This window comes from Natrinema sp. SYSU A 869 (genome assembly GCF_019879105.1).
GTDB lineage: Archaea > Halobacteriota > Halobacteria > Halobacteriales > Natrialbaceae > Natrinema.
Window position 1 is genome coordinate 1,859,601 of sequence record NZ_CP082249.1, and the last position, 25,685, is coordinate 1,885,285.

The following is a 25,685-nucleotide window of genomic DNA, read 5'->3' on the forward strand; positions in this document are numbered from 1 at the left end:
GTCGATCGGATCGTCCCATGGTCTCCTGATATCCCGACCGAACGCAAATAGGTTGTGGTAGGTGATACCATAACAGCCATCGCGCGATCGGCCGTTTCCGGTGGGCCGCAGTAGGAACGCCGTCCCTGGAAATCGACCGCGATTTGAATACCACTGTTGAGAGATGGTCTCCCTCTAGTTAACGAAGTAATGGAATTCAGCTCCGTTCCCTGCCAAACATAGATACTATTTTATACCATTCCGTGGTATCACGGGCCATGGATTTGGCGAGCGTTACCGAGGCTACCAGGGACGGCAACGTGGCGCGGCTCCACGACGAGACGGCCCGGCTTCACGGCGACGCACGAGCGATCGAGTATCACGGGCGGACGCTGACCCACGCCGAACTCGAGGCCGAGAGCGCGCGGTTCGCCGGCGGGCTGGCCGATCTCGGCATCGAGCCCGGCGACGTTCTGCTCCAGTACCTGCCGAACTGTCCGCCGTACCTGATCGGTGCCCTCGGGGCGTTCAAAGCGGGTGCGATCGTCTCGCCGGTCAACCCCCAGTACCGCAAGCGGGAGCTGACCTACCAGCTCGAGGACACCGAAGCGACGGCCGTCCTCACCCACGAGGCGCTGGAACCTCACCTCGAGGAGGCACTCGCCGAGATCGAGTGGAATCCGATCATCATCTCGGTCGGTACTGATTCCGAGGACAACGACATCCACACCTTCGAGAACGTCCGCGGCGAGGAACGGTTCGTCGAGCGGGCCGACGACGACGTGGCGTTGCTGCCCTACACCTCGGGGACGACGGGGAAACCGAAGGGCGTCCAACTGACGCATCGAAACTTCCGCGCCCAGACGTTTGCCGTGCTCTCCCAGGACCACGCGCTCGACGACGAGGACGTCAAGAGCCTCGTCTGGCTCCCGCTGTATCACATCACCGGCTTCACTCACACCGCCTGGCAGCCGCTCGTACGGGGCGGCAGCGTCTCCCTCCGCAGCGCCGCCAACTGGGACGGCGACGCCGCGATGGAACTGATCGAAGAAGAGGGGATCACCCACTACGTCGGCGTCACCGCGATGTACGTCGACATGATCAACAGCGAGGAGTTCGGCGAGTACGACCTGACCAGCCTCGAGTCGGCCGGCGAGGGCGGCGCGAAGCTGTCCGTCGCGGTCCAGAAGGAGTTCGAGGAGACCGCGGGCGTCGAGATGGCGGAGGGATATGGGCTGACCGAGACGAACGGCGCAACCCACTCCCAGAGCGGCTCGACGTTCGGCCTGCGTCACGGGACGATCGGCCAGCCGACCCGGATGACTGAGGCCAAAATCGTCGACTCGAGCGGCGAGACGGTCGTCGTCGGCGAGGAAGGCGAACTCCTCGTCCGCGGGCCGCAGGTGATGAAGGGGTATCACAACATGCCCGAGGCCACCGAGCGGGCCTTTACGGAAGATAGCTGGTTTTACACCGGCGACATCGCCCGCCGGGACGCGGATAACTACTACGAGATCGTCGACCGGAAGAAGCACATGATCAACTCCGCTGGCTACAACATCTACCCCAGCGAACTCGAGGAACTCTTGGCCGAACACGAGGCCGTCGCCGAGGGCGCAGTAGTGGGGATCCCCGACGAACGCCGCAACGAGGTCCCGAAGGCGTACGTCGTCACCGCACCAGGCGTCGAGCCTGAGGAGGACGTCACCGCCGAGGAAATCAGGGAGTTCTTCCTCGACAACGTCGCCTCCTACAAGCACCCCCGCGAGGTCGAGTTCATCGACGAACTCCCCCGCACCACCAGCGGCAAGATCCAGAAGTACAAGCTTGAGGACCGGGAGGAAGACGAGGACCGGGAGGAGGGGGAGGCCTGACTCGTGCGCGTCGTCGTCACGCCCCACGTCCTCGGAGGCGGCGGCCCGATCGTCGCTGACGAGATCCGCGAGCGGCGGCCCGACATCGACCTCGCACACGTCAAGGACGAGGACGACTTGCTCGAGACCGTCGGCGACGCAGATATCCTCGTTACTCACCGGCTTCCCGACGACGTCCTCGAGGCGGCCGAGGCCCTCGAGTGGGTGCAGGCACTGAGCGCGGGCACTGACGTATACGACGATGGCGCGCTGACCGATCACGACGTCGTCCTGACGAACGTCTCGGGCATCCACGCGAAGCCGATCGGGCAGCAGGTGCTGGGCTACCTACTGCACTTCGAGCGGGGCTTCGACCGCGCGGTCGCCCAACAGCACCGCCGGGAGTGGGATCGCTACACGGGTGGCGAACTCGGTGATCGAACCGTCGGCATCGTCGGCGTCGGCGCGATCGGCTCGCAGGTTGCCGACTACTGCCGACCCTTCGATGCCCGCGTGATCGGCACCAAGCGCGATCCGACCGACGCGCCCGCGGCCATCGACGAGATCTACGGGCCCGACGGGCTCGAGACGGTCCTCGCCGAGAGCGACTACCTCGTCGTCGCCTGCCCGCTGACCGACGAGACGCGAGGGCTGATCGACGCCGAGGCGCTGGCGACACTGAGCGACGAGGCGATCCTCGTCAACGTCGCCCGCGGCGAGATCGTCGACGAACCGGCGCTCATCGACGCGCTCGAGGCCGACGAACTCGGCGGTGCTGCACTCGACGTCTTTGAGGCGGAACCCCTTCCCGAGGAGTCGCCGCTGTGGGACCACGAGGACGTGCTCGTGACGCCGCACATGGCCGGGAGCACGCCTCACTACTGGGAGCGCTGTGCCGACGTCTTCGTGCGGAACTACGACCGATTTCTCGCGGGTGAAGCTCTCGAGAATCGCGTCGTCTGAGCGACTGCGCAGCGCTCGAGTAGCCGCGATCCGTCCATAGATTGAAGGGACGACCCGTCGACCATCGGGTATGTCAGATCTTCGCATCGACGCGATGGTACCGGGGCTGTCGAACGACGCCGGCGGAGCGGCCGCTCGCGCTGAGGAACTCGGTTCGACGGCGTCTGGACGCCCGAGATGGATAACGACGCCTTCCTTCCGCATCCCGTGATCGCGGACCGGACCGACGAGATCCAACAGGGGACGCGGATCGCACTCGCGTTCACCCGCAGTCCAATGGCGCTGGCCTACACCGCCTGGGACCTCGCCCAGTACACGGACGGCCGGTTCGTGCTCGGCATCGGCACGCAGGTCAAGGGCCACAACGAGCGCCGATTCAGCGTCGACTGGGAGTCGCCGGGCCCCCAACTTCGCGAAGTCGTGGAGTCGCTCCGGCATATTTTCGACGTGTTCCAAGGAAGGACCGATCTCGAGTACGAGGGCGACCACTACTCGTTCTCGCTCATGACGGACAACTTCGATCCGGGACCGATCGATCACCCTGAGATCCCGATCTACATCGCGGGCGTCAACGAGTACAACCTCCGGCTCGCGGGGGAACTGTGCGACGGCCTGGCGATGCATCCGTTCAACACGCCCGAGTACACCGACGACATCATCGCGCCGACCGTCGCCGAGGGTGCCGATCGCGAGGATCGCTCACTCGAGGACGTCTCCCTCTCCGCGAGTCCGTTCGTCGTGACGGGCGAAACGGACGAAGAGCGCGAGCGTTCTCGTGCCGAGGTCCGGCAGCGAATCGCCTTCTACGGCAGCACGCGCACCTACCACGACGTCCTCGCACACCACGGCTGGCGCGCCGTCGGCGAGGAGCTACACGACCTCTCGAAAGACGGGAAGTGGGAAGAGATGGCCGACCTCGTTACTGACGAGATGGTGGCGACGTTCGCGATCGAAGCACCGCCCGAGGAGTTGCTCTCTCAGGCCGAAGACGTCTACGGCGGAATCGCCGACCGCGTCGTCCTCCCGTTGGATCACGGCGAGGCCTTCTTGAACGAGTAGTAGCGGACGCCGTCGCGGTCCTCGTACTCGATTCTGCCCCGCTCCTCGAGCGTGCCGAGCGCGCCGAGCGTGTCGAGCAACTGGGCCGGATAGCGGACGTCGCCGGCGCGGTGGCGAGTGATCTCTATGGGCGTCGCCGGGCCGACGGCCGTCACCGCCTCGAGCGTCTCCCCGGTGAGCGTCTCGAGCGCCGAGCGAGTGGTCTCGATTGCCCCCTCGTACTCGGTGAAGATCGGCCCGTGACCGGGGAAGACGCGATCGAACGCGCGCTCCTCGAGCCGATCCAGCGAGCGGTGAAAGTCGTCGACAGCGTCGTAGGCCCCGTAATCGATGCCGACGTTGATCGCGCCGGGCCGAAACGGCTCGATGAGTGCGTCGCCGCTGAACAGCACCCGTTCGCCGTTCAGATCGGTCGCCAGACTCGCGTGGTGAACCTGATGGCCGGGCGTGTGGATGGCCTCGAACTCGCGGCCCGCGACGGCAAACGGCTCGCCGAATTCGAAGGAGACGGCCGCCTCGGGTGCGAGCAGGCGTCGGTTGCGCCGCAGCGACGACTGGGCGCGCTCGATCTCGCGGTCGATCGCCTCGCCGTGGTAGCCCGCAGAGCGGCCGATCTCGCGAACGCCGTCCGCGAGGTCGTCCGCGTCGCGCTCGAGTTGCTCGAGCACGGGTTCGGGGGCATAGACCGTCGCGCCGGCCTCGCGCAGGAGCGGCACCTGTCCGATGTGATCGCTGTGGGGGTGCGTGACGACGACAGCCTCGACGTCATCGACCGCGTACCCCTTCGCCGTCAGCCCCTCGCGGATCGTCGCTTCGGCGCGGTCCTGTGGATCGCCAGTGTCGATCAGGATCGGTGCGGGCTCCTCGAGGAGGTACGCCGCGGCGTGTTTCGGCGGCCACTCGATGTCGAAGTCCAGTCTCGAGACCTGTGAGACGGCATCGACGCTCTGTCGCGTGGGGTCGTCCATCGTCGACTCAGATGAGTTCTCGAGCGATCGTCCGTTTCTGGATCTCGTCGGTTCCTTCGAAGATGCGGAAGACGCGCGCCGAGCGATAGTTACGCTCGATGGGAAGGTCCTTCATGAAGCCGGCACCGCCGTGGACCTGCATCGCGACGTCGGCCGCGTCGTTCGCGAGCTTCGCACCGCGGAGCTTCGCCATTGACTCCTCCGTGCGGGCCCGTTCGCCGTTGTCCATCTTCCAGGCGGCATAGCGGTAGAGCTGGCGGACCTGCTCGATGTCCGTCGCGAGTTCGGCCAACTGGAACGAGACCCCCTGCCGGTGGCCGATCGGCTTCCCGAACGTTTCCCGGTCGCGGGCGTACTCAACCGACATATCCAGCAGGAACTGGGCTGTCCCGACAGCGCCGGCTGCGATGTTGATCCGGCCGCCACCGATCCAACTCATCGCGGCCTGGAACCCCTGTCCGACCTCGCCGAGTACCTGCTCGTCACCGACGCGGCAGTCGTTGAAGAAGAGTTCGGCGTGCGTGCCGGGGTCATCCCCATCGCGCGGTGGATCGTCCCCACTTCGAAGCCGGGGTTGTCGTCATCGACGAGGAAACACGTGATCCCCTCGAGGTCACCGTCTTCGCCGCTCGTTCGAGCGAAGACCATCGTGAAGTCCGCGTACGGCCCGTTCGTGATGTACACCTTCTGGCCGTTGATGACCCACTCGTCGCCGTCCTTCTCTGCGCGGGTGTCCATGTGGTGGGCGTCGCTTCCGTGGCCCGGCTCGGTCAGCGCGAAGCAGGTCGTGATTTCGCCGTCCATCAGCGGCTCGAGGTACTCCTCGCGCTGCGCTTCGTCACAGGCCAGCAGGATTGGCGTTGGGCCGCCGGCACCGCCGAAGATGGCGCTGTGGAAGCCCGGTGGCCGGTTTGCCATGTGCTCGCCGACGATCGCGCGAGTGAGGATATCGACGTCACCACCGCCGACTTCCTCCGGCATCGTCATGCCGTAGAAGCCCGCCTCGACCGACTTCTGGCGGATCTGTTCGACGATGTTGCGGTACTCGGGGACCTGTCGGTGCTCGTCGTCGACGATGTGTTTCTCGTAGTCCGCACCGAGAAACTCGTCGTACTCGCTCTCGAGGGGCGCGACTTCCTGCTCGATGAAGTCGTCGAGGGCCTTCTTGATCTGCACAGCTTCGGACGGTTCGCTGAAGTCCATAGACTATGTCACATAACATACCACTTAAGCGTTACCGTGATAGTAGTTTTCAACCACCATAGATCGAGTCCCAGGGCCCATATCGGCTGATTCGGACCGCGAGAACGACTGATCACGAGTTGAGCCGATTCTTTCGGGAGCAGTTGGCGTTCAGTAGAGCGGAACAGTTTTGGTTCGACATCGTATTACGTGACGTATGGCAACACCGGACACAGGTGGGGGAAATCGGATCGATGCGGTGGTCAAAACATTAGACATCCTCGAGGCGCTGTGGCAGGCCGAAGGGGCTGGCGTCACGGCGCTCACCGAGCGAACGGGACTCGCGAAGAGTACGGTCCACGCCCACCTGACGACGCTGCGGTCGAAGGGATACGTGGTCCAGGAAGGCGACGAATACCGGCTGAGCCTCCGATTCCTTTCGTTCGGCGAGCACGTCAAACATGCCGAGCCGCTGTACGCGGCGTCCGACGCCCCTATCGACGAGTTATCGGAGCGAGTGAGCGAACGAGTGCTCTGTTCCACACATCAGAACGGGCTCGGAACGGTCATCAACGTCAGCGAGGGCACTCGCTCGTTCACCAGCGACATCGACGTCGGGACGCACACCTACCTGCATAGTTCGGCGGGCGGGAAGGCCATGCTGGCACACTTCTCGGACGAGCGAGTCGACGAGATCATCGACGAGTGGGGACTCCCGGTGTTCACTGACGAGACGATCACCGATCGAGACGCCCTCTTCAACGAACTCGCCGCGATTCGTGAGGAGGGCGTCGCGTACAACCGCGGGGAGTACCTCCAGGGAATCAACGCGATCGCCGCACCGATACTCAGTAACGACGGGACCGTCTACGGCGCGGTCACCGTCGCCGGACCGAGGCACCGACTCACGAACGAGTGGGAGGAAAACGACCTCCGCAACCAGTTGCTGTCGACGGCGAACACGATCGAAGTGAACATGATGTTCTCGTAGCCGTTCAGTGAGACTGAACACGTCCCGTCGCGCTGCCTGTCGTCCGAGGCGTGAAACCGTGGTCCCGTGACCACCCGGATTCAGTTCGCCATCAGTGATCTACTTACATTCATATGGTCGTAAATCAATCTGATCGGTTTCGTCCTGATGTAGATCGAACCACGCCTCGAGTGAACGAAGACGAAACGATCGAAATCGAGAACCACTCGAGTCGGAGCCGATAGTACCATCTCTACAGAAGTATTTCTATTCCCTCAAGAGTCAAGACGACCGATAATCATCTGAACACCGCTATATCCGTTTCTAGTGGAAGGAACAGTGTGGGCTGGTAGCGATCGGTTCCGTTCGCTTCTGACCAGGTACTGCCTGAGTGTGGATTTACTCGAGTGCGCATTAAACTGGTGTATGGGCCGTCAAAACGTCCTTTTAGACATCTACTACCCGTTCATTGGAGTTTTGAGAAACGAACTGCGGAGAATGTCGATATTGTGATTATATTTGGAAGATGCCAATTCTATAGGATATAATTGTGACCCAGTCCGTCCCGCCGACTCACCACCTGATCGCGGTCGTGTCACGGTACGACGAGGGAAGCGAAGGAGCTAGTCAGCTTCGTCCGCCCGCTCGGCCATCATCGTCGTCGCTTTCTCCGCCCACTCTCCCCACTCGAACCCGATCGCGACGACGAACGCCCACCACGCGTAGCTGAGCACGATTCCGGCATACACCCCGGAGAGCCCGTAGCCGAGCGTAACCCCAGCGAGATAGGAGAAGCCGAGCAGGAATCCGACGGTCCCGGTGAGCCGGGCGTAGAAGGGCGTTCGGGTATCGCCCGCGCCGCGGAGGCTGCCCGACAGCGGAAAGAAGACGCCGAAAAAGAACATCGAGACGCCGAAGACGCGAGTGAAGGTCGCGGCGTACTCGAGCGTGGCCGGGTCACTCGTAAACAGCCGAGCGATGGGACCTGCACCGGCGATCAGGACGATCCCAGCGAGACCGAGCGTCAGGACGCTGAGCCCCGTGATCGCCAGTCCCGAAAACCGCGCGTCGTCGAGGTCGCCCTCGCCGAGGGTCTGTCCGACGACGATGCTTGCGGCGACGCTGTAAGAGCGGTACAGTGGGCCGCTGAACTGCTGGTAGCTGCGTCGCCCGATGTGGTAGGCAGCTGTCACTTCCGTTCCGAAGGTGAGCAAGAGTGCGTTGAACGGGAAGTTCGCGAGCGACGTGCTCATTCCTTCGGCGAAGTTCGGCAGGCTCACCGTCACGAGCTGGCGCGTGATCGTCAGACTCCGCGGACGAGCGAACGCCAACTCCGTCCGATCGATCGCGATTGCGGCCGTGATCGTGACCGCCTCAACCGTTCGGCTGATCGCCGTCGCCAGCCCGACGCCGACGATCCCTAACGCAGGGAGGACGCTGAGACCGAGTCCCAGGCCGACCGTCGCCCCGATATTGATCACGTTCGCGGTGCCGTTGACTACCATCGGTGTCCGCGTATCGCCGGTTCCCTGTAGCGACCGCGCGCCGACCAGCCCGACGATACGCATCGGCGCAGCAGCGAAGACCAACGCGAGATAGCGCCCGCCGGTTTCGACCACGCCGGGTTCGGCACCCAAGAGCGCGATCAGCGGATCGGCGAACGCCAGTCCGACGATCGTCAGCGGGACGCCCGCCAGAAATCCGATGAGAATGGCCTGCGTGATCGCACGATCACGGGTCGTCGTCGCACCGCGACCGGTGTCCTGACTCGAGAGGGCGATCGCACCGGTTCCAAGGCCGAGACCGATCCGTAACGGGATCTGCGCGTAGAGGTCCGCCAACCCGACCGCGGCGACGGCCGCCGGCGAGAACAGACCGGTAACGATGATATCGACTGTCCGCATCAACGTGTTGAACGTCTGCTGGACCGCGATCGGCCACGAGAGGGAGACGGTCCGTCGCCACACGTCGGAGACGCGGCCCCTGAACTCGGCCATACATCGTTCGGCAACGGGAATCTGCCGGATGAACGTGTTGGTCCCAGTGGACTCCGCTGGAAAATAGTGGCTGTATTATCTGATTTCCTAGTAACTACGGTACTAGATGTATTCGATTGTGGTGGGAGCAATTCACCGACGGGTTCACGTCCTCGCTACCGTGACCCGACGACATGACCGAGGCCAGAAATTGGGGAGCAATGCGTCCGACACCGTTCGAAAAGGATGATCCGTTTGCAGCCGAACTTGCCTAAAGAGCCGCTGAGGCGAGCACACACTGCGCCACACAGCGATCGAACGATCTCGCGTGCACTGTCTTCAGTAGCACCGCTACTATCGACCGTGGAGTCGGTTTTCGGTTGGATCCGAGCCGAGGGGAAAACCAGACTAACCGATAGAATCGAATTGGTAGTAATATCATGAATTGGCCGACTAGTTCGTATCTGAATATGTGTCAGTGGAACGGCTCACTGATCGCCTGAGTCCGCTGATCCGAGACGATTCGATACCGTCTGTTCCAGTGCCACGACAGGCGGGAACGGGTGACTCGAGCGGATCATCGTTTCCACTGTTCGCTTCTGACAGTGATTTCATAAACAACAGCCACCTTCAGAGAGTAAATGATGAACGAATTTATGTAGTGTCCGCTCGATGCGGGACCTATGCGACTCGAAAACGAGACGGTAGTTATCACGGGTGCGGCGTCGGGTATCGGGCAGGCGACGGCCGAGCGCTGTGCCGAAGAAGGCGCACGCGTCATCGTCACTGACGTCGATACTGAGAGCGGGGAGGCGGTCGCACAGGCGATCGAAGAAGCCGGCGGGGATGCCGAGTTCCACGAACTCGACGTCACCGACAGCGACCAGTTCCACGCGGTCGTCGACGCGGTCGCCGACGAGTACGGCCTCGACGTGATGATCAACAACGCTGGGACCGGTCATCCGGCGGGAAGCCTCGAGGAACTCGGGAACGATATCCGGGACTTCGTCACCGATATCAACATCAACGGCGTCTGGAACGGCTGTCACGCGGCGCTTCCCCATCTGAAAGAACAGGGCCACGGTGCTATCGTCAACGTCGGCTCGCTGGCGAGTATCCTCGGGCTCCCGAAGCAGGCCGCCTACTCGATGAGCAAGGGCGCGGTGCTGAACATGACGAAGGCGGTTGCCGCCGAGGCCGGCCCCTACGGTGTCCGCGCGAACACGGTCTGTCCCGGGTTCACCGAGACCTCCCTGCTCGACCAGTACCTCGAGGACCAGGAGGATCCCGAAACAGCTCGCGAGCAGATGATCGAGCAGTATCCGCTCAAGCGCCTCGCCGAACCCGAGGAGATCGCGGATGCAATTCTGTTCCTTGCAAGCGACGAGTCATCGTTCGTTAACGGCCACGGCCTGGTCGTCGACGGCGGCTTCTCGGCCTGAGCCGTGCCGTCGAGCCACCGCCGTCGTCTCACTCTCCGCGGACCAGCGCCACGCTCGCGAGTTGGTCGCCCGCGGTCACCGTCGCCTCGTGAGTGAGCGCGTAGAGCACGCCGTCTCGGTTCGCACGCGCCTCGTGGAGCGAGTCGTAGCGCGTCGGATGGTAGATCGTGCCGATCGGCGTCCCTTCTGCGATCGACTCACCCACCTCGAGCGAGGGGTTCGACCGAAAGAGCCCGGAGTCGTCGGCGGTGATTTGTCCGAGATGGTTCGGGCGACGACCTGGTCGCGCTCGGGGACGTCGCCGGGGAGCAGCCCGAGGTATCGGCAGACGTCGAGCAGGCCCTCGACGCCGTCCGCTACGACGTCCTCGAGGATCTGTTTATTGTGGGCGAGTTCGGGCGTGATCGACGGGATGTTCTCCTCGGCGGCGGCGACGCGGAGCTTTCCGGCGAAGCCGCGACGATGCCACTCGTCAGGTGCGTCGTCGTCGGCCTGTTCGGACAGCAGGAGATCGGTTCCGAAGGCTTCGGCGAGGCTGCGAGAGCGTTCGTCGTTCTCGCGGTAGACGACGTGGGGGTGCATATCCGGGCTGCCTGTGTGGAGATCGACGAGTGCGTCGGCCGTCGCGACGTACTCCCAGAGGCGCGCGGCCATGCGCTGGTGGATGCTCCCGTCGCTATCGCCAGGCCAGATCCGGTTCATGTTGGGGTTGACGCTGTCGAATTGCTCCGGTGTCGTATAGGAAACGCGATCGAACGTCAATGGGTTCGCGACGGGGACGGCGATCACCGTTCCGGACAACGACTCGAGGGGCAGCCGCTCGTGGAACCGCCGCAACACCTCAGTGCCGTTGATCTCGCGGCCGTGCTGGGCCGCCTGTACGTACAGCGTCGGCCCTGACTCGTCGCCGCGGTAGGTGTGGACCGTGGTCGTCAGTTCCACGCCCGATGGCAGCCGGGCGAGCGGTATTTGCTCGGCCGTGTGCGTGCCGTCGCTCATGGACGGCCGTACCACGTCCGGCTGTATGTACCTGCGGCCGGCCGTCGGTGTTCGATATCGTCATCCCTCGCGAGGGATCGTCGGCTGCAGGTCGGTGGCTCGCGCCTCGAGACCACTAGCGTTTTCACTCGTCCCGTCGTCCCGGAACCTATGGGAGACGTTACTGCCACGTTGCATACCAACAAGGGCGATATCGATGTCGAACTCTACGACGAGCGCGCGCCGCGGACCGTCGACAACTTCGTCGGGCTCGCGACCGGTGGCAAGACTTGGGAAGACCCCGAGACGGGCGAGGAAGTCGACGGCGAGCCGCTGTACGATGACGTCGCGTTCCACCGCGTCATCGAGGACTTCATGATCCAGGGCGGCGACCCGACCGAGACCGGTCGCGGCGGCCCCGGCTACGAGTTCGACGATGAGTTCCACGAGGAACTGCGCCACGACGACGATGGCATCCTGAGCATGGCCAACTCCGGGCCGAACACCAACGGCTCGCAGTTCTTCATTACACTCGGTCCCCAGCCTCACCTCGACGACCGCCACTCGGTCTTCGGAAAAGTCACCGACGGTATGGACGTCGTTCACGAGATCGGCGACGTCAACACGAACGCGAACGATCAGCCGAAAGAAGACGTCGTCCTCGAGTCCGTCTCCGTCGACTACGAGTAATAGTATATCGGCCGCACGGGACAGTTTCACGCCGTTTTTTCGCGATTCGCGCATGAACCTCGAACACGATGGACCGTCGGTCACTGACGCGAATCCGGTATCCTTACTTCGACCCCGAACCCACGAGCGGTATCACTCACCATCGACGAACGCTACTGGCCGGAACCGCCTCGAGTCTCGCGCTGCCCCTCGCCGGCTGTGCGAGCGATAGCTCGGACGACACGGAGGAATCGGACCCCGATGTGAACAGTTCGACCGCGAATGCGGGCGCGAGCAAGGAGACGACGGCGACGATACACACGAGCGAGGGCGATATCGACGTCGAACTCTACGGCGAACGTGCGCCCCAGACCGTCGCGAATTTCGTCGGGCTCGCGACGGGTGAACGCGCGTGGGTCGATCCCGAAACGGGCGACAAAGTCGAGGACGAGCCGCTGTACGACAACCTCCGCTTTCACCGCGTCAGCGAGGGCTTCATGATCCAGACCGGCGATCCGACCGGCACCGGTCGCGGCGGTCCCGGCTACACGTTCGACGACGAGTTCCACGAGGAGTTGCGCCACGACGAGGCGGGCGTTCTGCCAACTCCGGGAAAGACACCAATGGCTCGCAGTTCTTCATCACGCTCGCTCCCCAGCCCCACCTCGACGATCTCCACGCCGTCTTCGGCGCGGTCACTGCCGGCATGAACGTCGTCCGCGAGATCGGCAGCGTCGAGACCGACGACAACAACCGACCGAAAGAAGCAGTCGTCCTCAAGTCAGTCGCCGTCGATACCGAGTGAGTCGTCGGCGTACCTTCGTGTCCGAGACGCTGTTTCGTCTCCTGTGAACGGTGTCAGTAGTCAGCAGGACACCAATATAGGCTAGCAGCACTACAGAGCAGATATGGGTTGGACAGCCGACAAGATCCCCGATCAGAGCGGACGCACAGTCGTCATCACGGGCGCGAACAGCGGCATCGGCCGCGAAGCTACTCGAGAACTCGCGCGCAACGGTGCGACAGTGATCATGGCCACTCGGAGCACCGAGCGCGGCGAGGACGCAGCCAGCGATATCCGCGAGGACGTTCCCGACGCCGACCTCCGCGTCGAGGAGTGCGATCTGGGCGACCTTGAGTCCGTTCGCGCCTTCGCAGAGCGCCTCGAGGGTGAGACGATCGACGTCCTGATCAACAACGCGGGCGTGATGGCGATCCCCAAGTCCGAGACTGACAACGGCTTCGAGACTCAGTTCGGCGTCAACCACCTCGGTCACTTCGCGCTGACCGGGCTCCTCCTCGAGAATTTGGCGACCGACGAGGGCGACCCGGCACGGGTCGTCACCGTCTCGAGCGGGGTTCACGAGAGCGGCGAGATCGACTTCGACGACCTCCAAGGCGAGGACTCCTACGACAAGTGGGGCGCCTACGCCCAGTCGAAACTGGCGAATGTGCTATTCGCGTACGAACTCGAGCGGCGATTTCTCACTGCAGAGATGAACGCCGAAAGCATGGCGGTGCATCCGGGCTACGCGAACACACAGTTGCAGTTCCGCGGACCCGAACAGAGCGGCAGTCGGCTCCGAATGGCGGCGATGAAACTGATGAACACGGTGGTCGCGCAGTCGGCCGAAATGGGCGCGCTGCCGACGCTGTATGCTGCGACCGCGCCCGAGGCCGAGGGCGGCGCGTACTACGGCCCCGGCGGGTTCCAGAACATGCGCGGCGCGCCCGAACGGCAGGCCTCCTCGAATCGCTCCTACGACGAGGAGACAGCTCGCCGGTTGTGGGAGGTCTCGGAAGAACTGACCGGCGTCAGCTACGACCTGCCGGAACCGAAGGCCGAGACCGCAGTGTAACTGCTCCGCGAGGAGTGGACTCGAGCGAGACGCCGGTCGAATCGATCGGGTGAGCAGGGCAACGAATCGCTGACACGGCACGTCACTGACCCGATTGGAGGTCTTCATGGGAGAACCATCGGGCAATACCATCGGACTTCGCGACCCAGCGTGACCGGAAGGTCGACCACTCGACCGTGAGTTTGCCGGAAATCACGAGTGCGCAAATGGCGATTTCGGTGACTCGAACCGTATCGAACGCGGCATACAGCGGCCAGAGTAGCAGCGGGAACACGAGCTGTGCGAATATCGCCAGCAGGAACCAGAAGACGATCACCCGTACCGGGATTTCAGCAATCATCGGCGCTGAGAGCCGTGTATACGTTTGCTGGCCGAAGAACTCTCGACGGATCGTCACGAGCTGTGAGACGAGCAGCACGATCACGTTTCCGAAAACAAGCGGAGAGAAGGCGGCCGCAACGACGGAAATCACGTCTCCGATGGGGACACCCTCCCCACTAGACGATAGTTCGAGTGTCTCGTGCGATGGCAATACAATCATCATGAGGGCGAGACACCACCAGAAGACCATCCCCCAGACCAACAATCCGATAGCGTAGCGGACGTTTCGAGGGTAGATCGGCGGCAGTCGATCAAACAGCTGTATCGGATCAGAACTAATGTCTAAGAACGGTATCGAAACGGTCGGCGGGGAAACATTCCGCTCATCCGGTCGTGGCTCCCGTTCTGCAAATAGCACTAATCCACTATAGAGGACGACAAAGAGACCGATTTCGATCCAGTAGACGAACAGCACTTGCGCTGGCTCCCACTCGAGAAACACGATTCCGGAAAGTGGAAGCAGATTACCGACGAGAACGGGTATGAACGCAGTTCGACCAGTTGACTGTGCATCCGTGGCCATCACTGCAGCGAACTTTCTTGAGAGAGTATAAATTACACATGTCTTGAAGTGGTTCGAATGGGCGTCGTAATCATCGGTCGACAATCTGGCGACAATGGTCGTCGTCGTTCGTCCCGACCGTAACGCGAAAGACCACGCAGCCGAACAAATACATAATGAGCGATGACGGCATTCAGCAAGCCAGCGACGTCGGTTCGGCCGACGCGCCGCCGATCGAGGAGAAGCCCTACAAGATAATCTTCGAGGCCAACAAGTGCTTCGGCGCGGGCAAGTGCGCCGAAGTAAGCGACAACTGGGAGATGTCCATCGCGTCGGGCATGGCCCAGCCGAACGAGTACTTCATTGACGAGGACGACCTCGAGCACAATGTCCGCGCCGCGGAGATCTGTCCGGCGAAGAAAGACGACGGCTGCATCCACGTCGTCGACCGCCGGACCGATGAGGAGATCGCACCCGATCCACACGGCGATGGCACGCTGAGCGTCGACTGGTAGGTAGCAGGACGTCCCACCGATGCGAACACACACCGAAACGCACATCCCCGCCCCGGGACAACGCTTGAGTGCACTTCTGTGCGAGGGTAGCCAAGCAGGCCAACGGCGGTGGGCTTAAGACCCGCTCCCGTAGGGGTCCTTGGGTTCAAATCCCAACCCTCGCATACCGACTCAAACGACAGTGAGAGTCGTGTATGCGAGACGCGGGATTTGAATCAGACCGAGGTTCTGTGAGCGAAGCGAGCAGGTTCTCGGGCGTGGTTCAAATCCCAACCCTCGCATGTTGCCGCGAACAAATCGTGAGCGGCGGCTGCGATACTTGGGATTTGACATTGAACCACGTAGACAATAGATTCAGCAATCGAACTAAAGTTGACCGTCTGTCAGCAGTCGATACTGTAACGCAAGTGCTATCGCTATTGGTTATAAATAAATGGATCGTGGCAAATGAGCCGGAATTTAGTTCGTTCCGATTACAACGAATCAGAAATTTCGTGGTTGGACTGGATCGTAGCAGTGAGTTTCTTACTGATCGGGCTCTGGGAACTGCTGATTGCAAACAACTTGCTACTTGGAGCGTTGCTCTTAGCTGCTGGACTTGGTTTTGGCTTCTTCATTACCGTTGGTGAGCTAGGACAACTATAATCCGCATATCGATTATATCCAATACACTGGTAACTGGTTTCTCTCTATAATTCCACTGTCGTACCGGTTTCCGATATTCATCTCGCAAACCAGTCTCCGAGTCGCTCTCCACTCATCTATAGTAGCCACTGAAACGATTTACATACTGATCGCAACGCAGTCTGCGATCAGATGTGCAATGACTTTCAGTGGCTACTATAGTCAGCATTCGACCTGCCTCAACAATCTCCTACGGAAGAGCGTCAATCAATAATTACTATTCCAGACATAACCGGTCCCCCTAAATTATTCGTGAATTTCCTCACTGAACGTATTTACTTCGTTCAGCGTCGGCAACATCTCCGTTCAACCGGAGTGTACAGGGGTAATCGTTTCACTCGTTCAATCAGTAGTGGTAAGCGAGCGATGGGCGACCGAAATACGGCGGATCGGGACAGCAAGGGGTCACGGATCGCGACCAACCGAGCCGCGGTCGCTATCGCCGTCAGTTCACTGCTAATTGCAGCCGTAATCACGCTCCTGTCACAGTGGGGACTGCTCGATCCACTGATCGAGTTTCTCGTTGCTCGCGGGGTCGCCGTGGACGCGTTGCCGATGTACCTCCTGTTCGCGCTTCTCCTGTGCTGGCTCGTCGTCTGGAGCTGGAGGCGGATGGTGTCGCTCTTCCGGTGACGGATGGGTATACGGAGCCGTGAGTCCCTTCCTCAGAACGGATACTCACGGGGCTCGTGCTGGACCGAGACCAGTTTCGTCGTCGTCACTTCCTCAAGGATCTGCTCGCCGTTGTACCGGCCCATGCCGGACTGTTTCATCCCGCCGAAGGGGACGTGGGGTTCGTCGTTGATCGGCTGGTCGTTGATGTGGATCATCCCCGTGTCGATCCCGTCCGCGATCCGACGGGCCTGCGCTATGTCCTCGCTGTGGACCGAGCCCGAGAGGCCGTGGATCGTATCGTTTGCCAGTTCGATCGCGGCCGCGTCGCTCGAGTAGGGGATGACAGGTGCGATGGGCCCAAAGTGCTCGTTTTCCGCTGCGGCCATGCCGTTGTCGGCGTCCGAGAGCACGGTCGGTTCGACGACGAGGCCGTCCGACTCGCCGCCGGTCTCGAGGGTCGCGCCCTCGTCGATCGATGCCTCGATGTAGTCGACGATCTGGTCGCGCTGGCCCTCGTCGATGATCGGGCCGATGATCGTGTCGTCGGCCGTCGGATCGCCGGTCGGCAGCGAGGCGGCCCGATCGGTGAGCGCGTCCACGTAGTCGTCGTACAGCGACTCGTGGACGAGATGGCGATTGATCGAAATGCAGGCCTGACCCTGGTGGAGAAACGAGCCAAAGACGCCGCTATCGACGGCGCGATCCAGATCCGCGTTCTCCGTGACGACATGGACGTTGTTCCCGCCGAGCTCGAGAGCAGGCAGCGTGCAGGTACTGGCGGCTTTCTCGGCGACACGCTGACCGATTTCGGTCGAGCCGGTAAAGGCCAGCACCCGCGGAATCTCGTGGCCGGCAACCGCATCGCCGATCTCGGAGCCGCGGCCGGGAACGACGTTGAGGACGCCGTCCGGGATGCCGGCTTCTTCGAAGATCCGCGCGAGAAGCAGACCGCCTGTGATTGGCGTGTTCGAGGCGGGCTTGAGCACGACCGAATTCCCGGCCGCGATGGCCGGCGCGACCGCCCGCATCGAGAGGTGCAGCGGGAAGTTCCACGGGGAGATGACGCCGACGACGCCGACCGGCACTTGCTCAGCGATGTTCTCCTTGCCCGGCGTGATCGAGTCCATGTGCTGGCCGTCCATCCGGAAGGGATAGCTCGACGCCTGCTGCATCATCCCTCGCGCGGTCCCCAACTCGGCCTCGCACTTGACCTGCGTACTGCCGGACTCGCGAGCCAGTAGGTCGGCGATCTCCTCACGGTGGTCGCCGACGAACTCGATTGCGGCGTTGATCGGGCCCGCCCGCGCCTGCGGCGGCTGCCGAGCCCAGCTTTCCTGTGCATCGGCCGCGGCCTCGTAGGCCCGATCGACATCGTCCTCGGTGGCCGCCGGAACGGTCGCGAGCACCTCGCGTGTGTAGGGGTTCTCGACGGCGATCGTGTCCCGATCACCGGTGGCGACCCAGTCGCCTGCGAGGTACAGCGACTCCCAGCCGCTCTCGGGTGCCAGAGGGAGATCAATCATACAGATGACTATCCCTCGAGCAGAGAAAGGAGCGGACGCGCAAGCGCAACGGGGCGAATCGACGGCTCGAGCGATTGTCCGCCGCCGTCGTCGTTACGAGAACTGTTGTGGAAGCAACACTGCGAGCGAGACGTAGATCACTGCCGTGATGACGGGGATAACGAGAACGCTGAGGAGACTCGCCCCGGGGACGAGCCGCCACGAGAAGAGCAGGACGCCGGCCGGTGGGAGCGCGAGCCCGGCGGCCGTCCGGTGGAACTGACGGAGTCGATCGCCGATTGCTACTGGTGTGGCCGTCGCATCGCTTTGCTCCTCGTCGTCAGCCATGAACGCCGGGGCAGAAAGGAATATTCCGAGGCCGATCACGAGTCCGACAAACGCGCCGAACGCCGGGTCACCGAACAACTCGAGGCCGAGGTACGCGAACACCGGAACGGTGAGGACACCGACGGCGACTCCGATCAGTTCGGGCGACAGTCGCCCGTCTTCAGTCGACTCTGGCTCCGTACTGCGTGACCCGCTCATACGTATGTCGACCGACTCACTGCAGCCATATTACGGTGCTGTCACGCGGTCGGTCCCCGCGCTTCGGTGAGCAGCGTCTCGTCGCTCCGTCGTCACTCCTCGAGGGCCGAGAGGTACGCTGGCGGGACGGTATCGGTTATGTCGTCTCCCGGCCCTATTTCGTGATCCGGTGGCCGTCGGCGAGCATCGCCGCGGCGTCGACGACGAGTAACTCGCTCGGCAGCAGAGGTGGTGCGGCGCTAGTCCTCGCTCTCGGCGATGTCCTCCGCGCGGAGCTCCTCGCTGGCCTCGCGGACCTCCCGCATGACGCTCGAGATGCGTTCCTCGGCCTCGAGTTCGTCCTCGACGGAGAGGTCGACACCCTCAACCTCGAGCAGGAACTTGGCGACCTCCGTCGATTCGTACATCACGTCGTCGAGTTCCTCGGCGGTGAAGAAGTCACACATCGCGCCGTAGAGGAAGGTCGCGCCGGCCGTCCGGACCTTGTCCTCAAAGGAGGATCGGGCCTGATTGACCGCCTGCGGCGAATAGGTGTCGGTCATGAAGGGGACGAGTTCGGGCAGGTTCTCACCGATTTTCGTCATCTCGACGCCGGTCTCAGTCCGAAAGTCCGAACAGAGGCGGGCGATGGCCCACTCGCGGGCGGTGATGTAGGTCCGATCGCGGAGGAACTCGTTAACCCGGTCGTACTGCGCGCCGTCCATCTTTGTGAAGCGGGCGTACTTCTGAACGTCATCCGGGATATCGTTTTCCTGGGGATCGGGGTCCGGCACGCCCGGCATCGACGCGTCGCCGTCGATCGGGGCCTCGTCGCCGTCACTCGAGACCCCGGCTCCGTTCGTTGCGGGGTTCACGTCCGTCGCGTCGTCCACGTCGTCGCTCGAGTCGTCGTCCGTGCCAGCTGGCCCATCGGATCGCTCCGGGCCGTCGGAACGATCAGCCGTCTCGTTGCCGTCCATGGCGTGGCATTACAAAACGGCGGGCAAAAGGATTCCCCTCCCCCTTCGGCGGATCGGTCGATGATCGAGGCGTAATCGAAATCGATCCAGAGCTACAGGTCGAGTCGGGTCTCTTCCTCCCAGGTCGTCTCGTCGAGGACGACCGCTTCGCCCTCGCCGAAGACGTAGAGGTGGTCGCCGATGTACATCGCACGGGTGCCGCGACCGCCGAGGTCGACGCGAGCGACCTCCTCGAGGTCGCCGCCCTCATAGTCGAACACGTAGCTTCCCTCGCTACCCGGCATGAAGAACACGCCGTGGGCCTCGTCTTGCAGGAAGGCAGTGTGCGTTCGACTGACGTCGCTGTAGCGCTCCTCGGAGAGAATCTCCGAGTCCAGTTCGACGGGGTCCTCGGGATCGCTCACGTCGAACAGCGTCGCCTTGGGCTGGCGGTCTTCCTGCCCGATACCGAGGACGAGATCGTCCTCGAGCGGATGCAGGTACTCCGAGAAGCCCGGCAGTTTGAGTTCGCCGTCGACGGTCGGATCTGTCGGCTCGGAAAGATCGAGCGTGTAGAACGGATCGATCTCGCGGTAGGTGACGACGTAGCCCTCGTCGCCCTCGAAGCGGACCGAATAGATGCGCTCGTCGACGCCCAGGCCCGTCACAGAGCCGACCGTCTCGAGGTCCGAGTCGAGGACGTAAACGTCGTTCACCGAGTCGACGCCGTGCGTTCGAGGAATCGTCGTCGCAATGCGGAGGTGGTCCTCGTGTTCGTCCATCGAGAACTGGTTGAGCGGCGTACCGGGAATTTCGCCGCTGGCCTCGGCAGAGAGTTCGCCGTCGATGTCGACCCTGACGATCCCGGTCGTCGTCAGCTCGCGCTGGTGAGCCTCGGCGTAGTCGCGAAGGCCCTCCTCGAACGCACGACGGACCTCCCGGCGCTCGCCCTCGTCCATCCGGTCGTACCAGTCTGCGAGGATCTCGCGCAGTTCGACGGCCTTGGCGCTCTGAGAGATGTCGATGTCGTCCAGCGTTGCCACGCGCTCGCGGGCTTCAGCATCGAGCAGTGCAGACCCGTTCTCACTGCCGAGGTACGCGCGGCGCAGGTCGTACTCGTCGGTCGAGCGGGTATAGGAGAGGTAGATTCCGTTCTCCGAGACGTAGGTCGCTGACAGCGAGCGCGAGCCGACGACGCTCGCCTCGCTCTCGAGGGAGCCTGTCTCGGGGTCGACGCGGGCGGCGGTGTAGACGGCATCAGCATCGGCGTCCGCATTCGGGCGAACGACGTCGGTACACTCGATCATCCGATCACCGTACGGTTCGATCGGACACGGATCGTCCCCCGGCCGGTCGACGAGGACAAGGTAGAGATTGCCGTCGTACAGGCGGGCCGTCTCGATCCGTGCCTCGAGGTCTTTGCGCCACTGCTCGTCGGGGTTTTCGGGATCGGTCACATCGTAGCCGGCGGCTTCCTCGTCGCCGAGGACGACGAGGGTATCACCCGCGAGCAGCAGGTCGCCGGAGCGGGGAACCGATCCGACGGCCTCGGGGGTTTCGGGATCGCTCACGTCGACGATCGACGTCTCGTCCCATCCGGACGTATAGCGATGATCGGCGTAGTAGACCGATTCGCCGTCCGTTTTCAGCACGTCGGGTTCGTCGAGGGCCGCCTCCTGGACGTTCGTCTCGGAGTGGCGCGGTTCGCTGTCACCGCCCGATGCGGGTGCCGACCTCGACGCGGAAGTCCCTGCCTCGGACGCGCCGTCCTCGGCCGATGCGGCGTCATCCTCCTCGACCATGTCGGCACCCCCCGTACGGGCCGTCACGGGCTGTCTACTGAAAGCGGCGGTCCGCGACCGGTCGTCGAAGTACTCGACGAATGCCTTCTCTGACGCGAACGTCGTCAGTTCGGGTTCGCTCGCACCGGCGAGCGCGCTATCCTCCCCTTCGAGGTCGGTACTCGCGGTACGCTCCGTCTCGAACACGCCCGCAAGGCCGGCACCGACGACCGAGCCCACGAGCAGTGCCGCGAAGGCGACCGCGATCAGTTTCGTTCGACCGTTCATATTCCCGTAATCCGGGCCTCGTAATAAGGCATCTCGGCTAGGTGAAGCGCCATTTTCACCCAGGATGTCACGCCGACACGAACCCCACTGACCGTCGAAAACCCGCTATTCGCCGCCGTCCGCGTCGCGTAAACGATTTGCCCGTCCTCGAGAGTTCGACCGGATTTAAGGCCGTGAGAGGCATTCGGTAGTATATGTCACAGACACCAGTCGTGGTGAAGGCAGTACGGACGCCACAAGGGAAAGAAGACGGCGTGTACGCCGATGTACGCAGCGAGGATCTCTCAATACCGCTGATCAACGAGATTCTGGCCGAGACCGGGCTCTCCGGCGACGAGGTCGACGACCTGATGTGGGGCTGTGCCCAGCAGCGCGGCGAGCAGGACAACAACCTCGCTCGCGTCATCGCCGTGCTCTCGGAACTCGGCGAGAACGTCCCGGCGACGACGATCAACCGCTGGTGTGCCTCCTCGATGCAGTCGGTCATCTCCGCCTCCGACGCCATCGCGGCCGGCAACCGGGACGCCATCATCGCCGGCGGTGTCGAGAGCATGAGCCGCGTCCCGATGGGCGAAGGCTTCTCCGAGATCCACCCGCGGCTGGCCGAACTGTACGACCTCGGCGATCTCCAGATGGGGATGACCGCCGAGAAGGTCGCCGAGGAGTACGGCGTCAGCCGCGAGGAACAGGACGAGTATGCCGCCCACAGCCAGCAAAACGCCACCGAAGCGACCGAGTCGGGCCGCTTCGACGACGAGATCGTCCCGATCGAGACCGAGGACGGCACCGTCGAGGAAGACGAGGGCATCCGCCCGGGCACGACCGCGGAGAAGCTCGCCGAGTTGCCGACCGTCTTCAAGGAAGACGGCACCGTCACGCCCGGCAACGCCTCCCAGATCTCCGACGGTGCCTCCGCCCTGCTCGTCACGAGCGAGGCGTTCGCCGAGGAGCACGACCTCGAGATCATGGCCGAGGTCGGCCAGAACAACGTCGCCGGCGTCGATCCGACCGTCATGGGGATCGGCCCGGTCCCGGCGACGAAGGGACTGCTCGAGCGCAACGGCCGAGACATCGACGAGTACGACCTCGTGGAACTCAACGAGGCCTTCGCAAGTCAGTCGCTGTACTCCCGCGACGAACTCGGCATCGACCCCGAGATCTTCAACGTCAACGGCGGTGCAATCGCGCTCGGTCACCCGCTGGGTGCCTCGGGCGCTCGTCTGCCGGTGACACTGATTAACGAACTCCAGAAGCGTGGCGGCGGCCTGGGGCTGGCGACGCTGTGTGTCGGCTTTGGACAGGGTGCGGCGATCGAGTTCGACGTCAACTGAGTCGGTCGGTCCGAGGTTCTTTTTTCATCCAGCGGCTGCGAGTGAGAACCGCGTTTCCACGACGGAACCGAGACGAGAAGTCGAGCAGGTCGTCGGTCCGGACGAGCGAGACGACTGACAGGGCCGGACTGTGTCTCGAGCCCAAAGGGGCCGGAAAACGGAGTCGCGAACGGGCGGCCTAGAGCAGCCCGCCGACTACCCACTCCGGAACGTCAGCGAACGGATCGTCCGGGACCTCTACGGGTTCTTCAGGCGTCTCTGGCGACTCTCCCGGCTCCGCTGGCGGTTCGACTGGTTCTTCGGGCGATTCGATGGGTATGTCCTCAGGCAGTTCGATCTGGGGGTCGTCCATGGCGCCCTGCTCCGCGACCTCGATCGATTCCTGTTCGACCTCGTTGATCGATTCGTTCTGAGCGGCCTGTGTGACGTTTTCAGTGACCGTCTGTTCTTCGACGGTCGACTGCGCTTGGACGGCCGTAACCGCGCCTGCCCCGACGACAGTTGCGAGCAGGCCGACCGCGATTGCGACGACGAGTATCGTTCCGAACCGATTTCTCCTCCGAGTCATTGTTATACTGCCCGTCGTGGGCAGACCGAGCGGAGGACACTAGTGGCAATAAATGGACAGCGCTGTTCGCCGCTCGAACATCAGATTTCGCTGATGAAATCGCGTTCAGGACACCGTACACGGAGTCGGCACGAGTGGGGGAGCCACGGTAAGCCCAGCGGCGGCACCGAATACGGCGGCGACTCGAGACGAATAGCCCGAGACTAACGGCAGCAGCGGAGCGAACACCGGCGGCTGTATGCTGGGCAATACCCTCGAAGTCGCACTCGAAAATTCGGCCTCCCAGATCCAGTGGTCGGGCCCGAAGGACCGTCTGCAGAGGGAGCAGAGGGCACCATGAGGAGTTAGTTACCGTCTCGGTCTCGTCGAAGCTCCGCCAGGACCCGTCTCGCTCGACGAGGAGACCGCCTTGCACAGGTTGGCCGGCCGTTTTATAGCCACGAATACTACGCCTACGTATGAGCACGGGCCTCCTCGTGATACTCATCGGGATCCCGCTCGCTTGGCATCTCGGGTTGACTGCAGTCGCCTACTACGACGCCGGGCGGGTAGGTCTCGAGCCGCCGAAGAAATGGGCGGCGATCACCTTCTGTCTCCCGCTGATCGGCTTCTTCATCTATCTGTTTGAGCGCAGCGAGCTGTCGTACGATCCGGAGAGCGACCCCTATCGGGGACACAACGTCAACATCCATCCCTCGCGGGCCGACGATAGCCCGCTGCCGTCACGCGGTGACGACCGGCTGTCGCCGGAAGATAGCCGAGACGACGATCAGTGACCCGACTCGGTCGCAGCGACCGGGCCGCGAACCGCCGGAAGTCGATCACCGGTAAAATGAATTATCTATTATTTATTTCTGGCCGGCTGCGAGCGGCAGACGGCAGCGTCAAATGGAGATGCTGCGGATGAGCGTTACCGGAACACTGATAGTTTTTGTGGAGCCCCACGGAACTCGGTCATGGACCGGGCTCGCAAGTGGACAGCGGCGATTTTGTTGTTCGTGTTCGGCGACGCAGTGGCGATGCAGGCGCGAGGACCGATCCTCTCGGAACTCGAGGCGGGATTCGGTGTCTCCGAGGGCGCGCTGGGACTGATCGCGCCAGCCGGGACCGCCGGCTTCGTGGTCGCCGTGGTCGCGACGGGGCTGCTCGCGGGACGGCTCCCCATGCGACGGACGCTGCTCGCGGGGGTCGTCGGCGTCATCTGTGCGCTCGTCGCGATGGCGGCTGCGCCCCTATACGTCGTCTTCCTGTTCGCATTGCTGGCTCAGGGGGCCGCTGCCGGTGCGTTCCGCGGGGTCGATCGCGTCGTCCTGAGTCACCTCCACGCCGCCCGGCGCGGTCGGGTGTACACCGTCTACGCGCTCGTCTGGGCCGTCGGCGCAGTCGTCGGCCCCCAGCTTGTCAGCGCCGTGCTGTCGGTCACCGATTGGCGGGCAGTCTTCGTCGTCATCGCGCTCTGTTTCGTCCCGACAGCGGTCATCGCCGGTCGCGTCGACGCACCCTCGACATCCGCCGAGCGGTCGATCTCGCGGGACGCGTTCGCGGCTCTCCTTCGTCGACCGCCGGTCGTCGGTGCGTGCGTCGGCATGTTGCTGGTCGGCAGCGTCGAGGGGATCATGTTCACCTGGCTCGCGTACTACGCGGGCGAATTCTATGCCACGACGACGGCAAACCTGTTGCTCTCGACGTATCTACTCGCGTATATCCCCGCCCGGTTCGGGTACACGCTCGCCGTCGACCGGGTCCCGTATCTCGCACTGTTGCTCGTTGCCGTCCTACCCGCGGTTCCGGCGCTGGCGATCGCGTTCTCCGGACAAACCGGTCCCCTTCTGTTTCTCGCCGTCTTCGTCGCCGGTGCCGGTCTCTCGAGCGGGTTCCCGATACTGGCCGCCTACGCTGTCGAGGCCGCACCAGGATACACTGGGCCGCTCAATGCGGTGACGACCGGAGCGACCTACGCAGGGATCGCGATCGCACCGGCCGCCGTCGGTGTCCTCGCGGAGCTGTACGGTATCAGACACGCGCTGTGGCTTGCTGTCGCCATCGCGGGCGGACTCTTCGTCACCGTCGCGGTGACGTGGCTGTGGACCGGAACGGCGACCGCGCCGACGGTCGCGACGGAGTCGGACTGAGCGC

General features: G+C 63.1%; 23 protein-coding genes, 1 tRNA gene and 2 pseudogenes. 15 read left to right on the forward strand and 11 right to left on the reverse strand.

What is annotated here, in order from left to right:
- Positions 1-257 precede the first annotated feature (257 nt).
- The 4 genes from K6I40_RS17405 (at position 258) to K6I40_RS17415 (ending at position 3,854) form a co-directional block, all read left to right on the forward strand.
- Positions 258-1,853 (forward strand): AMP-binding protein, encoded by a 1,596-nt coding sequence (locus K6I40_RS17405; protein WP_222920244.1) that lies wholly within the window; start codon positions 258-260, stop codon positions 1,851-1,853.
- Between the two features lie 3 nt (positions 1,854-1,856).
- Positions 1,857-2,795: a D-2-hydroxyacid dehydrogenase gene (locus K6I40_RS17410; protein WP_222920245.1), complete on the forward strand. Its 939-nt coding sequence runs from the start codon at positions 1,857-1,859 to the stop codon at positions 2,793-2,795.
- Between the two features lie 70 nt (positions 2,796-2,865).
- The gene (locus K6I40_RS28560) at positions 2,866-3,006 is read left to right on the forward strand and encodes a hypothetical protein (protein ID WP_255682138.1); all 141 of its coding nucleotides are present in this window, start codon (positions 2,866-2,868) and stop codon (positions 3,004-3,006) included.
- Positions 2,973-3,854: a TIGR03617 family F420-dependent LLM class oxidoreductase gene (locus K6I40_RS17415; protein ID WP_255682139.1), complete on the forward strand. Its 882-nt coding sequence runs from the start codon at positions 2,973-2,975 to the stop codon at positions 3,852-3,854. The genes K6I40_RS28560 and K6I40_RS17415 overlap by 34 nt, the downstream gene beginning before the upstream one ends.
- Here K6I40_RS17415 and K6I40_RS17420 read toward each other — a convergent pair.
- The 3 genes from K6I40_RS17420 to K6I40_RS28570 are packed head-to-tail and all read right to left on the reverse strand — an operon-like array spanning position 3,827 to position 6,025.
- Positions 3,827-4,822 (reverse strand): MBL fold metallo-hydrolase, encoded by a 996-nt coding sequence (locus tag K6I40_RS17420; protein WP_222920246.1) that lies wholly within the window; start codon positions 4,820-4,822, stop codon positions 3,827-3,829. The two genes, K6I40_RS17415 and K6I40_RS17420, sit on opposite strands and share 28 nt — an antisense overlap.
- 7 nt (positions 4,823-4,829) lie before the next feature.
- Positions 4,830-5,261, reverse strand: coding sequence for an acyl-CoA dehydrogenase (locus K6I40_RS28565; RefSeq protein WP_255682140.1), 432 nt, complete (start codon positions 5,259-5,261; stop codon positions 4,830-4,832).
- Positions 5,258-6,025 carry an acyl-CoA dehydrogenase family protein gene (locus K6I40_RS28570; RefSeq protein ID WP_255682141.1) on the reverse strand — a complete coding sequence of 256 codons (768 nt, stop codon included), beginning with the start codon at positions 6,023-6,025 and terminating at the stop codon, positions 5,258-5,260. Before K6I40_RS28570 ends, K6I40_RS28565 begins: the two co-directional genes overlap by 4 nt.
- Before the next feature lie 196 nt (positions 6,026-6,221).
- Here K6I40_RS28570 and K6I40_RS17430 point away from each other — a divergent pair, with 196 nt between their 5' ends.
- Entirely contained in the window at positions 6,222-6,995 is a 774-nt protein-coding gene (locus K6I40_RS17430; protein ID WP_222920247.1) for an IclR family transcriptional regulator, read from the forward strand.
- A 602-nt stretch (positions 6,996-7,597) separates the two neighbouring features.
- On the opposite strand, the gene K6I40_RS17435 is transcribed toward K6I40_RS17430, so the two are convergent.
- A complete protein-coding gene (locus tag K6I40_RS17435) occupies positions 7,598-8,971 on the reverse strand; it encodes an MATE family efflux transporter (protein WP_222920248.1) in 1,374 nt (457 codons plus the stop codon).
- Positions 8,972-9,633: 662 nt separating this feature from the next.
- Here K6I40_RS17435 and K6I40_RS17440 point away from each other — a divergent pair.
- Positions 9,634-10,392 (forward strand): SDR family oxidoreductase, encoded by a 759-nt coding sequence (locus K6I40_RS17440; RefSeq protein WP_222920249.1) that lies wholly within the window; start codon positions 9,634-9,636, stop codon positions 10,390-10,392.
- Between the two features lie 28 nt (positions 10,393-10,420).
- Here the strand turns inward: K6I40_RS17440 and K6I40_RS17445 are convergent.
- Positions 10,421-11,391, reverse strand: a pseudogene (locus K6I40_RS17445) (succinylglutamate desuccinylase/aspartoacylase family protein).
- 150 nt (positions 11,392-11,541) lie between these two features.
- On the opposite strand from K6I40_RS17445, the gene K6I40_RS17450 reads away from it, so the two are divergent.
- The 3 genes and pseudogenes from K6I40_RS17450 (at position 11,542) to K6I40_RS17460 (ending at position 13,898) form a co-directional block, all read left to right on the forward strand.
- Entirely contained in the window at positions 11,542-12,060 is a 519-nt protein-coding gene (locus tag K6I40_RS17450) for a peptidylprolyl isomerase (RefSeq protein ID WP_222920250.1), read from the forward strand.
- A 242-nt stretch (positions 12,061-12,302) separates the two neighbouring features.
- A pseudogene (locus tag K6I40_RS17455) lies at positions 12,303-12,844 on the forward strand (peptidylprolyl isomerase).
- Positions 12,845-12,947: 103 nt separating this feature from the next.
- On the forward strand, positions 12,948-13,898 hold the full coding sequence (locus tag K6I40_RS17460; protein ID WP_222920251.1) for an oxidoreductase: 951 nt from the start codon (positions 12,948-12,950) through the stop codon (positions 13,896-13,898).
- Positions 13,899-13,980: 82 nt separating this feature from the next.
- Here the strand turns inward: K6I40_RS17460 and K6I40_RS17465 are convergent, their stop codons facing one another.
- On the reverse strand, positions 13,981-14,802 hold the full coding sequence (locus K6I40_RS17465; protein WP_222920252.1) for a DUF6498-containing protein: 822 nt from the start codon (positions 14,800-14,802) through the stop codon (positions 13,981-13,983).
- A gap of 155 nt (positions 14,803-14,957) precedes the next feature.
- On the opposite strand from K6I40_RS17465, the gene K6I40_RS17470 reads away from it, so the two are divergent.
- The 3 genes from K6I40_RS17470 (at position 14,958) to K6I40_RS17480 (ending at position 16,613) form a co-directional block, all read left to right on the forward strand.
- Positions 14,958-15,296: a ferredoxin gene (locus K6I40_RS17470; protein ID WP_222920253.1), complete on the forward strand. Its 339-nt coding sequence runs from the start codon at positions 14,958-14,960 to the stop codon at positions 15,294-15,296.
- Between the two features lie 80 nt (positions 15,297-15,376).
- A tRNA-Leu gene (locus tag K6I40_RS17475) sits at positions 15,377-15,460 on the forward strand.
- Positions 15,461-16,346: 886 nt separating this feature from the next.
- The gene (locus tag K6I40_RS17480; RefSeq protein ID WP_222920254.1) at positions 16,347-16,613 is read left to right on the forward strand and encodes a hypothetical protein; all 267 of its coding nucleotides are present in this window, start codon (positions 16,347-16,349) and stop codon (positions 16,611-16,613) included.
- A gap of 32 nt (positions 16,614-16,645) precedes the next feature.
- Here the strand turns inward: K6I40_RS17480 and K6I40_RS17485 are convergent, their stop codons facing one another.
- The 4 genes from K6I40_RS17485 to K6I40_RS17500 all read right to left on the reverse strand — a co-directional run bounded on the left by K6I40_RS17485 (position 16,646) and on the right by K6I40_RS17500 (position 21,650).
- Positions 16,646-18,118 carry an aldehyde dehydrogenase family protein gene (locus K6I40_RS17485; RefSeq protein ID WP_222920255.1) on the reverse strand — a complete coding sequence of 491 codons (1,473 nt, stop codon included), beginning with the start codon at positions 18,116-18,118 and terminating at the stop codon, positions 16,646-16,648.
- Between the two features lie 93 nt (positions 18,119-18,211).
- Entirely contained in the window at positions 18,212-18,643 is a 432-nt protein-coding gene (locus K6I40_RS17490; RefSeq protein ID WP_222920256.1) for a hypothetical protein, read from the reverse strand.
- 239 nt (positions 18,644-18,882) lie between these two features.
- Positions 18,883-19,602, reverse strand: coding sequence for a DUF5806 family protein (locus K6I40_RS17495; RefSeq protein WP_222920257.1), 720 nt, complete (start codon positions 19,600-19,602; stop codon positions 18,883-18,885).
- Positions 19,603-19,694: 92 nt separating this feature from the next.
- The gene (locus K6I40_RS17500; protein WP_222920258.1) at positions 19,695-21,650 is read right to left on the reverse strand and encodes a beta-propeller domain-containing protein; all 1,956 of its coding nucleotides are present in this window, start codon (positions 21,648-21,650) and stop codon (positions 19,695-19,697) included.
- Between the two features lie 194 nt (positions 21,651-21,844).
- Between K6I40_RS17500 and K6I40_RS17505 the strand changes: the two genes are divergently transcribed.
- Entirely contained in the window at positions 21,845-22,981 is a 1,137-nt protein-coding gene (locus tag K6I40_RS17505) for a thiolase family protein (protein ID WP_222920259.1), read from the forward strand.
- Positions 22,982-23,159: 178 nt separating this feature from the next.
- Here the strand turns inward: K6I40_RS17505 and K6I40_RS17510 are convergent, their stop codons facing one another.
- Positions 23,160-23,549 (reverse strand): hypothetical protein, encoded by a 390-nt coding sequence (locus tag K6I40_RS17510; protein ID WP_222920260.1) that lies wholly within the window; start codon positions 23,547-23,549, stop codon positions 23,160-23,162.
- Between the two features lie 458 nt (positions 23,550-24,007).
- On the opposite strand from K6I40_RS17510, the gene K6I40_RS17515 reads away from it, so the two are divergent.
- Both K6I40_RS17515 and K6I40_RS17520 read left to right on the forward strand, forming a co-directional pair.
- Positions 24,008-24,325: a hypothetical protein gene (locus tag K6I40_RS17515; protein WP_222920261.1), complete on the forward strand. Its 318-nt coding sequence runs from the start codon at positions 24,008-24,010 to the stop codon at positions 24,323-24,325.
- A 180-nt stretch (positions 24,326-24,505) separates the two neighbouring features.
- Positions 24,506-25,681 (forward strand): MFS transporter, encoded by a 1,176-nt coding sequence (locus K6I40_RS17520; protein ID WP_222920262.1) that lies wholly within the window; start codon positions 24,506-24,508, stop codon positions 25,679-25,681.
- The last annotated feature ends 4 nt before the right edge of the window (positions 25,682-25,685 follow it).

Coding starts and splice junctions, on each gene's coding strand:
- K6I40_RS28570 (WP_255682141.1), bottom strand. CDS start 6,025: ATGGACTTCAGCGAACCGTCCGAAGCTGTGCAGATCAAGAAGGCCCTC.
- K6I40_RS17485 (WP_222920255.1), bottom strand. CDS start 18,118: ATGATTGATCTCCCTCTGGCACCCGAGAGCGGCTGGGAGTCGCTGTAC.
- K6I40_RS17460 (WP_222920251.1), top strand. CDS start 12,948: ATGGGTTGGACAGCCGACAAGATCCCCGATCAGAGCGGACGCACAGTC.
- K6I40_RS17440 (WP_222920249.1), top strand. CDS start 9,634: ATGCGACTCGAAAACGAGACGGTAGTTATCACGGGTGCGGCGTCGGGT.
- K6I40_RS17480 (WP_222920254.1), top strand. CDS start 16,347: ATGGGCGACCGAAATACGGCGGATCGGGACAGCAAGGGGTCACGGATC.
- K6I40_RS17405 (WP_222920244.1), top strand. CDS start 258: ATGGATTTGGCGAGCGTTACCGAGGCTACCAGGGACGGCAACGTGGCG.
- K6I40_RS17435 (WP_222920248.1), bottom strand. CDS start 8,971: ATGGCCGAGTTCAGGGGCCGCGTCTCCGACGTGTGGCGACGGACCGTC.
- K6I40_RS17450 (WP_222920250.1), top strand. CDS start 11,542: ATGGGAGACGTTACTGCCACGTTGCATACCAACAAGGGCGATATCGAT.
- K6I40_RS17510 (WP_222920260.1), bottom strand. CDS start 23,549: ATGACTCGGAGGAGAAATCGGTTCGGAACGATACTCGTCGTCGCAATC.
- K6I40_RS17520 (WP_222920262.1), top strand. CDS start 24,506: ATGGACCGGGCTCGCAAGTGGACAGCGGCGATTTTGTTGTTCGTGTTC.
- K6I40_RS17430 (WP_222920247.1), top strand. CDS start 6,222: ATGGCAACACCGGACACAGGTGGGGGAAATCGGATCGATGCGGTGGTC.
- K6I40_RS28565 (WP_255682140.1), bottom strand. CDS start 5,261: ATGAGTTGGATCGGTGGCGGCCGGATCAACATCGCAGCCGGCGCTGTC.
- K6I40_RS17490 (WP_222920256.1), bottom strand. CDS start 18,643: ATGAGCGGGTCACGCAGTACGGAGCCAGAGTCGACTGAAGACGGGCGA.
- K6I40_RS17495 (WP_222920257.1), bottom strand. CDS start 19,602: ATGGACGGCAACGAGACGGCTGATCGTTCCGACGGCCCGGAGCGATCC.
- K6I40_RS28560 (WP_255682138.1), top strand. CDS start 2,866: ATGTCAGATCTTCGCATCGACGCGATGGTACCGGGGCTGTCGAACGAC.
- K6I40_RS17465 (WP_222920252.1), bottom strand. CDS start 14,802: ATGGCCACGGATGCACAGTCAACTGGTCGAACTGCGTTCATACCCGTT.
- K6I40_RS17420 (WP_222920246.1), bottom strand. CDS start 4,822: ATGGACGACCCCACGCGACAGAGCGTCGATGCCGTCTCACAGGTCTCG.
- K6I40_RS17500 (WP_222920258.1), bottom strand. CDS start 21,650: ATGAACGGTCGAACGAAACTGATCGCGGTCGCCTTCGCGGCACTGCTC.
- K6I40_RS17505 (WP_222920259.1), top strand. CDS start 21,845: ATGTCACAGACACCAGTCGTGGTGAAGGCAGTACGGACGCCACAAGGG.
- K6I40_RS17515 (WP_222920261.1), top strand. CDS start 24,008: ATGAGCACGGGCCTCCTCGTGATACTCATCGGGATCCCGCTCGCTTGG.
- K6I40_RS17415 (WP_255682139.1), top strand. CDS start 2,973: ATGGATAACGACGCCTTCCTTCCGCATCCCGTGATCGCGGACCGGACC.
- K6I40_RS17470 (WP_222920253.1), top strand. CDS start 14,958: ATGAGCGATGACGGCATTCAGCAAGCCAGCGACGTCGGTTCGGCCGAC.